This window comes from Pseudoxanthobacter sp. (assembly GCF_036822375.1).
GTDB lineage: Bacteria > Pseudomonadota > Alphaproteobacteria > Rhizobiales > Segnochrobactraceae > Pseudoxanthobacter.
Genome location: NZ_DAISHT010000165.1, coordinates 1 through 7,687, shown reverse-complemented (window position 1 = coordinate 7,687; position 7,687 = coordinate 1). Strand labels below are relative to the sequence as shown.

Annotated in this window: 7 protein-coding genes and 1 pseudogene; 1 reads left to right on the top strand and 7 read right to left on the bottom strand. The window is 67.1% G+C overall.

Annotation, left to right across the window (positions count from 1 at the left end):
- Window positions 1-179: 179 nt before the first annotated feature.
- Both V7067_RS13545 and V7067_RS13540 read right to left on the bottom strand, forming a co-directional pair.
- Window positions 180-1,211, bottom strand: coding sequence for an aspartate-semialdehyde dehydrogenase (locus V7067_RS13545; RefSeq protein WP_334176434.1), 1,032 nt, complete (start codon window positions 1,209-1,211; stop codon window positions 180-182).
- A gap of 117 nt (window positions 1,212-1,328) precedes the next feature.
- The gene (locus V7067_RS13540; RefSeq protein WP_334176433.1) at window positions 1,329-1,496 is read right to left on the bottom strand and encodes a hypothetical protein; all 168 of its coding nucleotides are present in this window, start codon (window positions 1,494-1,496) and stop codon (window positions 1,329-1,331) included.
- A 290-nt stretch (window positions 1,497-1,786) separates the two neighbouring features.
- Here V7067_RS13540 and V7067_RS13535 point away from each other — a divergent pair, with 290 nt between their 5' ends.
- Complete coding sequence (locus V7067_RS13535) at window positions 1,787-3,250, top strand: TrkH family potassium uptake protein (RefSeq protein WP_334176432.1); 1,464 nt, start codon at window positions 1,787-1,789, stop codon at window positions 3,248-3,250.
- Between the two features lie 142 nt (window positions 3,251-3,392).
- Here the strand turns inward: V7067_RS13535 and V7067_RS13530 are convergent, their stop codons facing one another.
- From V7067_RS13530 to V7067_RS13510, 5 genes and pseudogenes are all read right to left on the bottom strand, one after another.
- On the bottom strand, window positions 3,393-3,941 hold the full coding sequence (locus V7067_RS13530; RefSeq protein ID WP_334176431.1) for a biotin transporter BioY: 549 nt from the start codon (window positions 3,939-3,941) through the stop codon (window positions 3,393-3,395).
- Window positions 3,938-4,615 (bottom strand): energy-coupling factor transporter transmembrane protein EcfT, encoded by a 678-nt coding sequence (locus tag V7067_RS13525; protein ID WP_334176430.1) that lies wholly within the window; start codon window positions 4,613-4,615, stop codon window positions 3,938-3,940. Before V7067_RS13525 ends, V7067_RS13530 begins: the two co-directional genes overlap by 4 nt.
- A 10-nt stretch (window positions 4,616-4,625) precedes the next feature.
- On the bottom strand, window positions 4,626-5,300 hold the full coding sequence (locus V7067_RS13520; protein WP_334176429.1) for an ABC transporter ATP-binding protein: 675 nt from the start codon (window positions 5,298-5,300) through the stop codon (window positions 4,626-4,628).
- A 210-nt stretch (window positions 5,301-5,510) separates the two neighbouring features.
- Window positions 5,511-6,611, bottom strand: a complete 1,101-nt coding sequence (locus V7067_RS13515; RefSeq protein ID WP_334176428.1) for a TRAP transporter substrate-binding protein — start codon at window positions 6,609-6,611, stop codon at window positions 5,511-5,513.
- A 200-nt stretch (window positions 6,612-6,811) separates the two neighbouring features.
- Window positions 6,812-7,687: pseudogene (locus V7067_RS13510) on the bottom strand (MFS transporter); the annotation flags it as partial.

The following is a 7,687-nucleotide window of genomic DNA, read 5'->3' as shown; positions in this document are numbered from 1 at the left end:
TGCCGCCCTGTCAGCGTGTCACGCTGACCTTGCGCTGACGGGCCGAACCAGCCGGCCGCAGGGCCGGCGCGGCGGCGCCATCGAAAACGGAAAAGGCCCGGGCGGTTGACGCCCGGGCCTTTTCATTTCCATCCGCCTGCCGGGGGCAGCCCCGTCAGGCCGGCCTCTGTGCCGCCGCGTCAGGCGGCCGCACGGCTCTCGATCAGCTTGCGGTTCACCAGCACTTCGGCGATCTGCACCGCGTTCAGGGCCGCGCCCTTGCGCAGGTTGTCGGCGACGATCCACATCGCCAGACCGTTTTCCACGGTCGGGTCCTCGCGCAGACGGCTGATGTAGGTCGCGTCCTCGCCGGTCGCCTCAAGCGGGGTGATGTAGCCGCCCGGCTCGCGCTTGTCGACGACAAGGCAGCCCGGCGCCTCGCGCAGGATCTCGCGGGCCTCGTCGGCCGAAAGCGGGCGCTCCAGCTCAAGGTTGACCGATTCGGAGTGCGACACGAACACCGGCACACGCACGCAGGTGGCGGTGAGCTTGATCTTGGGATCGAGGATCTTCTTGGTCTCGGCGGTCATCTTCCACTCTTCCTTGGTGAAACCGTCGTCCATGAAGACATCGATATGCGGGATGAGGTTGAAGGCGATCCGCTTCGGGAACTTCTTGGCCTCCACCGGATCCGACACGAACACCGCGCGGGTCTGCTCGAACAGCTCGTCCATGGCGTCCTTGCCGGCGCCGGAAACGGACTGGTAGGTGGCAACCACGGCGCGCCGGATGCCGGCCCGATCATGGATCGGCTTCAGCGCCACCACGAGCTGGGCGGTGGAGCAGTTCGGATTGGCGATGATGCCCTTCTTGCGGAAACCGACGATGGCATCGGCATTCACTTCCGGCACGATCAGCGGAACGTCGGGGTCCATGCGCCACTGCGACGAGTTGTCGATGACCACCGCACCGGCCGCGGCGATCTTCGGCGCCCACTCCTTGGAAACGGCACCGCCGGCCGACATCAGGGCGATATCGACCTTGGAGAAGTCGACGTTCTCCAGCGCCTGCACCTTCAGGGTGCGGTCGCCGAACGACACTTCGGTGCCCTGGCTGCGGCGGGAAGCAACCGCCAGAACTTCGTCTGCAGGAAAGCCGCGCTCATCGAGAATGTCGAGCATCTCCCGGCCCACATTGCCGGTAGCGCCAACGACTGCAACCTTGTAACCCATTGATCTGTCTCCTTGAAACTCTCTCCCGCCAGCCGCACCCGCCGCTCGCGCGACATCCGCGGCCTGATGCCTCCCCCTCGTGCCCCGGGGGAGAGCCGGTCGGAGCGCAAGGAGGCGTCAAGCCGTGGTCGTCTTGAGCGTTTTCGTGGTGCCGGTCGTTTTGAGGGTGACCGCAACCCGGATGCCGGAAAGCGCGGCACAGCCGGCCCGGGCGCGCGCGAAACCGCCGGTGCGCGCGCAAGCGCGGCCGGTGCGGATCGGAGCAATCGGGGACAGCCTGTCCATGGGAGAGCGCTTCCTGCGGGCGACGGGCGATTGTGTTGCGCGAAATCGGCGCTCCGTCAATAGGTTCCTTTGCGGATCGCGCACCGCGCCGCAATGCCGCCGCCGCCGGCCCCGCCCCGGCCCTTCCGCCATCTTGCAGTCGGCCGCGCAATCCGGGATGAAGGGAGAGGCCGGTCGCTGCGCGTGCGCGGACGGCCGGTGCCGTTGCCTCCTGCTCCGGCCCGCCGCGGGCAGACCGGAGCGGACGGAGGTTCCGCCGCAGCTGCGGCCTCCAGCCCGTCCGGTGTGCCATGCAGGCCCTGCAATATCTGCGCCCCACGCTCTACATCTCCTCGTTCTTCACCATCGGCATGGCAGTGCTGATGCTGGTGCCCGCGGGCGTGGATTTCGCGGATGGCAATGCCGACTGGCGGGTGTTCTTCATCAGCGCCGTGCTCGTGGCCGGCCTGTCGCTGATGGGCCTCATCGCCATGCGCGCGCCGCTGCCGCACTTCAGCGTGCGCTTCGGCTTCATGGTGACGACGCTGCTGTGGGCGCTGGTGGCGCTGGCCTGCGCGCTGCCGTTCTATTTCTCCGGCCTGAAGCTGAGCTTCGCTCAGGCGCTGTTTGAGGCGATGTCCGGGCTCACCACCACCGGTTCCACGGTGATCGTGGGGCTCGACGCCGCCCCGCGCGGCATCGTGCTGTGGCGGGCGATGCTGCAGGGCGTCGGCGGCCTCGGCATTGTGGCCATCGGGCTGTTTCTGTTTCCGTTTCTGCGCGTCGGCGGCATGCAGCTGTTCCGCACCGAATCGTCCGACCGCTCCGACAAGATCCTGCCGCGCGTGCGCCAGATCACGGCCGCGCTGTGCATGCTCTATGCCGGGCTGTTCGTGGCCTGCGCGTTCGCCTACATGGCCCTTGGCATGACGCCGTTCGATGGCGTGGTGCATGCGCTGGCCACCATCTCCACCGGCGGCATGAGCGGCCACGATGCCTCGTTCGGCTATTTCGCCGCCTCGCCGGCGCTGCTGTGGACCGCGTCGTTCTTCATGGTCTGCGGCGGCCTGCCGCTGATCCTGCTGGTGGGGCTGGTCGTGCATTCGCGCACCGACCTTTTCCGCGACATGCAGGTGCGCGTGTTCCTGTCGGTGATCGTCTTCACCTCGCTCACGCTGGCGCTGTGGCTGGCGCTGACCGGGCAGCGGCCGTTCTTCGATGCCCTGACCCATTCCACCTTCAACGTGGTGTCGGTCATCACCACCACCGGCTTCGCCTCGCAGGACTATCTGGGCTGGGGCGCGCTGCCGATCGGCTATTTCTTCTTTCTCACCTTCTTCGGCGGCTGCTCCGGCTCCACCTCCGGCGGCATCAAGATCTATCGCCTCATCATCCTGTGGCAGGCGCTGACGCGCTCGGTGCGCAAGCTGATCTATCCCTCGTCCGTGGCGGTGATGCGCTATGGCGACAAGGTGGTGGAACCGGAGGTGTTCGAATCGGTCGTGGTGTTCCTGATCGGCTTCGTCGGGCTGATGGTGGTGATGACGCTGCTGCTGTGCACCGTGTCCGGGCTCGATCTGCTGACGGCGCTGTCGGGCGTGGTCACGGCGCTGTGCAATGTCGGCCCCGGCATCGGCCCGGTCATCGGGCCGTCGGGCACCTTCGCGCCGCTCGACAGCTTCAGCATCTCCATCCTGACCGCGGCCATGCTGCTCGGGCGCCTCGAAATCATGACGGTGATCGTGCTGTTCACACCGCTCTACTGGCGCGACTGACGCCCCGCCCGGCCGGCCGGCGGGCAGGCGGGCAGCCACGACAGACAGCGACGCCCCGGGCAAAAAAACAGGCGCCGGGGCGACAGTCCGTCCGCCCCGGCGCCTGAAATCTCCGGATCGCAGTGTCTCGCGCCGCAGTGCCTCAGGCGCGGGCGGTGATCACCGGATAGGCCCGCTTCACCGTCACCGCGACAGCGGAGGCCACCACGGCCTTGACGATATCGCCGGGAATGAAGACGGCCGAGCCGCCGAGGGCCGTCAGGACCGGACTGCCGGCCACCGTGGCCGCCCACGGCACGCCCAGCGCATAGACCACGCCGATGCCGCCGGCGATGTTGATGAGCAGCGCCAGCCAGAAATTATAGCGCTTCCACAGCCGCTCGGTGAGGAAGCCGATGAGGAAGGCGGCGCCCACCCAGCCGAACATGAAGCCACCGGTGACGCCGAAGAACACCGCAATGCCGCCATGTCCGCCGGCCAGCAGCGGCAGGCCGGCCGCCACCAGCACGAGGAACAGCACGATGGCGAGGCCGCCCCGGCGCGCGCCGAGGATGGAACCCGCCAGCATCGGCGCCAGCGACTGTGCGGTGATCGGCACGCCGGCGACCGGCATGGTGATGGGCGGAAACAGCGCCAGCGCCGCGGTGATGGCGGCAAACAGCGCAATGTGAACGATATCCCGGGTGCTCAAAGGGGGCTCCTGTCGGTTTTTCCGCGCCGCGGCGACTCTGCTGCGGGGTCGAACCCGCGGGCATCGATGGCCTCGGCCATGGTATCGGCCAGTTTCAGGGAACGCACGATCACCGGCACGGCGATCGCCAGAAGGCTTCTTTCCAGACCGCGCACCTTCTGGGCCTCGCGCACTTCGGCCACGATATCGCCGATGAGGGGCACGAAGCGGAAGGCCATGGCGATGGCAAGCGAGAGCCGGGCCGGCGACAGGCCGAAGAAGGCCAGCGGCCGCAGTCCGCGCTCCAGCGCCGCAATCATCGCTGTGGTGCGGGTGGTGGCTGTCACGAGGCTTGCCAGCAGGATGAGCGCGGCAAGGCGCAGCACCAGCGCAAGGCCGAGACGCCAGTCGCCCAGCAGTGCCTGCACGGCGAAGATGACCGCGGCCACCCAGAACAGCCGCTTCAGCTCCCTGGCCAGCGCGCGCACGCCCACGCCGGCGAGCAGCCAGAGGGCCGCCACGGCCGCCAGAAAGCCCGCCAGCGCCGGCAGGCTGGTGATCAGAAAGGCCACGGTGCCGGTCGCCGCCAGCACGACGAGCTTGGCGCCCGCCGGCATGCGCCACAGCCACCGGCCGCCTGCCGGCGAATGGGGCGGGCCGCTCATATCCCCGGACATGCCGCTCATGCCGCTCATGCCGCCGCCCTCACGCCATCATGGCGCGGTAGCGCGCCAGCGCCGGGGCGGGCCGGTCGTCGGCCGCGACCCGGCCCTCGTCGATCACGATGACGCGGTCGAAGCCGGTCACCAGATCGAGGTCGTGGGTGACCACGACGACGGCCTGCGGCAGTTCCTCAAGGGCCGCGGCGATGCGGCGTTTGTTGCGCAGGTCGAGCAGCGTGGTCGGCTCGTCGAGCACCAGATAGTCGGGCTCCATGACCAGCACGCCGGAGATGGCCAGCAACTGTTTCTCGCCGCCGGACAGATGATGGGCGGCTTCCGCGCGCAGCCGGCCGAGGCCGAAGCGGGCCAGCGCGCCGTCAACCCGGCGGGCGATCTCCGCCTTCGGCAGGCCGCGGTTCTTCAGCCCGAAGGCGAGGTCTTCCTCCACCACCGGAAACACGATCTGGCTGTCCGGGTTCTGGAACACGAAGCCGACCTTGCGGCGCACCGCACGCCCCTCGGTGCGGGTATCGAGCCCGTCGACGCACACCCGGCCGTGGTCGGGCACCACAAGCCCGTTGAGCAGCCGCAGCAGCGTGCTCTTGCCGGAGCCGTTGGCCCCGACGATGGCAATCCGCCGCTCGGCAAGCGTCAGGTCGATGCCGTCGAGCACGGTGCGCTCGCCAAAGGCATGACGGACATTTTCAATCGCAATCATCAGGCGACCCAGTCCCCGGCCTCCGGCGGCAGCCTTGCGGGCGCGCCGGGCGGGCGGGAATAGGCCACAGAACCGCGCCCCTGAAAAGCGGTTCGTTGCCGGCAAAGAGCGGGAAACGGAAAAATCCGGTCATCCCCCCGCCCGAAAACGCCGCGGGCCGGCCCCGGGTTTTCCCGGAGCCGGCCCGCACTGTGCAGCGGACTCAACCGCTCAGAGCAGCTTCTGCTGCTGCAGATAGGCCTGGAAGCGGTCGAACGTGCCGTCCGGATACTGGAACCAGAACGCTTCCATGGAGCGGAACGGCTTCCAGTGATCCATCACCTTCTTGAAGTCGGCGTTCTGGGCGCTGACCTCGGCATAGACCGCCTCGGAGGCCTTGAAGGCCGCCATCAGGATGTCGGCCGGATAGGGCACCACCTTGGTGCCCTGCGCATAGAGCCGCTTCAGCGCATCCGGGTTGACCGTGTCGTACTTGGCGAGCATCACCTCGTTGGCCTGCGCGCAGGCCGCGCGCAGCACCGCCTGATAGTGCTTCGGCAGCTCTTCCCACTTCGCCTTGTTGACGAAAGCGTGGATGGTCGGCCCGCCTTCCCACCAGCCGGGATAGTAATAATACGGCGCCACGCGATAGAAGCCGAGCTTCTCGTCGTCGTAGGGACCGACCCACTCGGCCGCATCGATGGTGCCGCGCTCCAGTGCCGGATAGATGTCGCCGCCGGCAATCTGCTGCGGCACCACGCCGAGCTTGGCCATCACCTTGCCGGCAAAGCCGGCAATGCGCATCTTCAGGCCCTTCAGGTCGTCGACCGTCTTCACTTCCTTGCGGAACCAGCCGCCCATCTGCGCGCCGGTATTTCCGGCCGCAAAGCCGACCACGTTGAACTTGGCATAGAACTCGTTCATCAGCTCGCCGCCGCCGCCCTGAATGAGCCAGGCGTTCTGCTGGCGGGCGTTGAGGCCGAAGGGGATCGACGTGCCGATGGCGAAGGTCGGATCCTTGCCGACATAATAGTAGGAACAGGTGTGGCACATCTCCACGGTGTTGTTGGAGACGGCATCGAGCGCCTGCAGGCCGGGCACGATCTCGCCGGCGGCGAAGACCTGAATCTGGAACTGGCCGTCGGTGGCCGCGTTCACGACTTCGGCGATGGTATCGGCACCGCCATAGATGGTGTCGAGCGATTTCGGGAAGGACGAGGTGAGGCGCCACTTGATGGCCGGCTGGGCGCGCACCACGGCCGGGGCGGCAAGGGTGGCGGAAGCTGCCACGCCGGCCAGACCGGCAGTCTTCAGGAATTTGCGACGTTCCATCGGGATTTCCTCTTGGTCAAGGGAGCCGTTGATGGGGCCCCTGTTCTTCCGGTGCTGATGCGGTGACCGGCCGGGCGGGATTTTAGAGCGCCATCGGGAGGTCTTTTCAACCCCTTCTTCTGGCGCACGACGGTGAGACGACAGAACCGCCCGGACTGCGACGCAGCCGGGCGATTTCCGTTTCTGTGCGTTTGAACCGCTTATTCCAGAATGTTCACGTTCTTGGTTTCGCGGATGAACAGGCTGCCGATCACGAACGTCGCCGCGGCGATGATGATCGGGTACCACAGGCCGTCATAGATGTTGCCGGTGGCCGCCACGATGGCGAACGACATGGTGGGCAGGAAGCCGCCGAACCAGCCGTTGCCGATGTGATAGGGCAGCGACATAGAAGTGTAGCGGATGGCGGTGGGGAACATTTCCACCAGCATCGCGGCAATCGGGCCGTAGACCATGGTGACGAAGATCACCAGAACGGTCAGCAGCAGGATCGTCATCGGCCAGTTGATGCGGTCGGGATCGGCCTTGACCGGATAGCCGGCGGCGTTGACCGATTCCGTCATGGCCTTGGTGAAGGCGGCCGTCTGGGTTTTCAGGTCGGCCGGCGACAGGCCGTGGCCGTCGAAGCTCTGGATGACCGTGTCGCCGATCTTGATGGTGGCCGCGGTGCCCGCCGGTGCGGCTTCGTTGGAGTAGTTCACCGCGCGCTTGGCGAGGAACGACTTGGCGATATCGCACGACGACAGGAAGGCCGCGGTGCCGACCGGGTTGAACTGGAACGAGCACTCGGCCGGATCGGCGATGACGGTGACCGGCGACGCCGCCTGCGCGGCTTCCAGCGCCGGGTTGGCATAGTGGGTCAGCGCCTTGAAGATGGGAAAGTAGGTGAGCGCGGCAATCAGGCAGCCGGCCATGATGATCGGCTTGCGGCCGACCTTGTCGGACAGCGCGCCGAAGATGAGGAAGAACGGCGTGCCGATGGCCAGCGCAATGGCGATCATGATGTTGGCCGCGCCGGCATCCACCTTCAGCGTCTGCGTCAGGAAGAACAGCGCATAGAACTGGCCCGTGTACCA